This is a genomic window from Aquirufa antheringensis (assembly GCF_004307425.1).
In the GTDB taxonomy this organism is placed as follows: domain Bacteria; phylum Bacteroidota; class Bacteroidia; order Cytophagales; family Spirosomataceae; genus Aquirufa; species Aquirufa antheringensis.
This window is the reverse complement of the sequence record NZ_SEWZ01000002.1, coordinates 664631-667941: the sequence shown is the minus strand read 5'-3', so window position 1 is coordinate 667941 and position 3311 is coordinate 664631. Positions and strand designations below refer to the sequence as shown.

2 rRNA genes are annotated in these 3311 nt (G+C 47.9%); both read right to left on the bottom strand.

What is annotated here, in order from left to right:
* Positions 1–209 precede the first annotated feature (209 nt).
* Positions 210–321, bottom strand: a 5S ribosomal RNA gene (gene rrf, locus EWU21_RS11475).
* Positions 322–388: 67 nt separating this feature from the next.
* A 23S ribosomal RNA gene (locus EWU21_RS11470) occupies positions 389–3221 on the bottom strand.
* Between the last annotated feature and the right edge of the window lie 90 nt (positions 3222–3311).

Here is a 3311-nt window from a genome sequence, read left to right as displayed (position 1 = left end):
GGGGCGATATTTCATGAGTGGATAAAAAACGAGGCGGCAGCCTCTTTTTTATGCCGTATCTCTACTCTTTGCTCTATACTCTCTACTCTATTTCCTGATTACTGCCCACTGATAACTGACGACTAATTCCCTCCGGACTGACGACTAGCGACTAGTGACTGTAGGGCATAAAAAAAGACCCACACTTTTGGTGCAGGTCTTCTGTAATAACTTGGAGCTTACTTACTTTCCCGGGTTTGATCCCAGTATCATCAGCGGTGCGGGGCTTAACTTCTCTGTTCGAGATGGGAAGAGGTGAACACCCGTCCTATCGGCTCCATACTTTTTGCAAGGTTTTAGCCTTTAGCCATATTGTGAGATAAAATAAACAGCAGTGTGTAAATTAATAAAAGGTAAGCTTTCGGGTAATTAGTACTACTCGACTTTGACATTACTGTCTTTACATCTGTAGCCTATCGACCGTGTCGTCTACACGGACCCTTCATGGAATACTCATCTTCAGGTCAGTTTCGCACTTAGATGCTTTCAGCGCTTATCTGGTCCCGACGTGGCTACTCAGCTATGCCCTTGGCAGAACAACTGATATACCAGCGGTCAGTCCAACTCGGTCCTCTCGTACTAAAGTCAGAACCTGTCAATATTCCTACGCCCACAACAGATAGGGACCGAACTGTCTCACGACGTTCTGAACCCAGCTCGCGTGCCACTTTAATCGGCGAACAGCCGAACCCTTGGGACCTTCTCCAGCCCCAGGATGTGACGAGCCGACATCGAGGTGCCAAACCTCCCCGTCGATGTGAGCTCTTGGGGGAGATCAGCCTGTTATCCCCAGAGTACCTTTTATCCTTTGAGCGATGGCTGTTCCATACTAAACCACCGGATCACTATATCCTACTTTCGTACCTGATCGACTTGTCGGTCTCACAGTCAAGCTCCCTTTTGCTATTGCACTCTACGCACGGTTACCAAGCGTACTGAGGGAACCTTTGAAAGCCTCCGTTACTCTTTTGGAGGCGACCACCCCAGTCAAACTACCCACCAAGCAATGTCTCCCCTTTGGGGATTAGAATTCCAGTACAAGAAGGGTGGTATTTCAACGTTGGCTCCCCGATGCCTAGCGACACCGGCTCACAGCCTCCCACCTATCCTACACATCCAGTACCAAAACTCAATGCTAAGCTATAGTAAAGGTTCATGGGGTCTTTCCGTCCCGTTGCGGGTAAACGGCATCTTCACCGTTACTACAATTTCACCGAGCTCACGGCTGAGACAGTGCCCAGATCGTTACACCATTCGTGCAGGTCGGAACTTACCCGACAAGGAATTTCGCTACCTTAGGACCGTTATAGTTACGGCCGCCGTTTACTGGGGCTTCAGTTCAATGCTTCGTGTTGCCACTAACATCCCCCCTTAACCTTCCAGCACCGGGCAGGTGTCAGGCCTTATACGTCATCTTTCGATTTAGCAAAGCCATGTGTTTTTGTTAAACAGTCGCCTGGGCCATTTCTCTGCGGCCACGATTGCTCGTGGCTCCCTTTATCCCGAAGTTACAGGGTTAATTTGCCGAGTTCCTTAGCCGTGATTCACTCGAGCGCCTTAGAATATTCTTCTCGACCACCTGTGTCGGTTTACGGTACGGGTTACTTATAAGTTATACACGCCTAGACTTTTCTTGGAAGTTTACTCACTACACTCGTTTTGGCATTGCTGCCGCCTCTCAAAGACACTATTCCGTCAGTATCTGGTAACCTGTAATCTCCGTCATCTATTTGCCCTATAAGTAAGTACAGGAATATTAACCTGTTGTGCATTAGGTTGTCGCCTTCGCTAGACCCTTAGCCCCCGACTAACCCTCAGTTGATTAGCATAGCTGAGGAAACCTTAGTCTTTCGGCGTGAGGGTTTCTCGCCCTCATTATCGTTACTCATGCCTACATTTGCTTTTCTGAACGCTCCAGCAAAGCTCGTCGCTTCACCTTCTCCGCAGATCAGAATGCTCCCCTACCAGTATATAAATATAATCCAAAGCTTCGGTACTTTACTTGATGCCCGTTTATTATCGATGCCCGCCTCGCTCGACCAGTGAGCTGTTACGCACTCTTTAAATGAATAGCTGCTTCCAAGCTAACATCCTGGCTGTCACTGCAATCAGACTTCCTTAGTTCAACTTAGTAAAGATTTTGGGACCTTAGCTGTTGGTCTGGGTTCTTTCCCTCTCGGATTGGGACCTTAGCACCCCAACCCTCACTCCCGGGTATATTTTAAGCCATTCAGAGTTCGTCAGGATTTGGTAGGATTTGACTCCCCCTAGTCCTATCGGTAGCTTTACCTGCTTAAAACTTAACCCCGAGGCTGTTCCTAAAAACATTTCGGGGAGTACGAGCTATTTCTCAGTTTGATTGGCCTTTCACCCCTACCCACAAGTCATCCAAATACTTTTCAACGTAAACTGGTTCGGTCCTCCACTCCGTGTTATCGGAGCTTCAACCTGCTCATGGGTAGATCACAAAGTTTCGCGTCTACTCCCACTGACTAAGCGCCCTATTCAGACTCGCTTTCGCTCCGGCTGCTCACGTCAACGTGATTAACCTCGCCAGTGAAAGTAACTCGTAGGCTCATTATGCAAAAGGCACGCCGTCACCCCACGAAAGGGCTCCGACCGCTTGTAAGCGTATGGTTTCAGGGTCTTTTCACCCCCTTACTCAGGGTACTTTTCACCTTTCCTTCACAGTACTCGTTCACTATCGGTCTCTTGGTAGTATTTAGCCTTACCGGATGGTGCCGGCAGATTCAAAGGGGATTTCTCCAGTCCCCCCCTACTCAGGATACCACTACAATTACATAAACTTACCAATACAGGGCTCTCACCTTCTATGGCCTGCTTTCCCAAACAGTTCTCGTTGATTTACATAATCGATGGCGTGGTCCTACAACCCCAGTCTTGCCGCAACAACACTGGTTTGGGCTAATCCGCGTTCGCTCGCCACTACTTACGGAATCACTTTTGTTTTCTCTTCCTCTGCTTACTTAGATGTTTCAGTTCAGCAGGTTCGCCTCCTATCTTAAATAGGATAATAGATCTTCAATCTACTGGGTTGCCCCATTCGGAAATCTTCGGATCGAAGGTCTTGTGCACCTCCCCGAAGCTTATCGCAGCTTAACACGTCCTTCATCGCCTCCAAGAGCCTAGGCATCCCCCATACGCCCTTAATTCACTTACTCTTTTAAAATATCTTCATCCCGAAGGATTCAAATTCTAATTTGCTCTTACTCTTTACTTTATTCTCACAATATGTCAAAGAACCTTGTGTG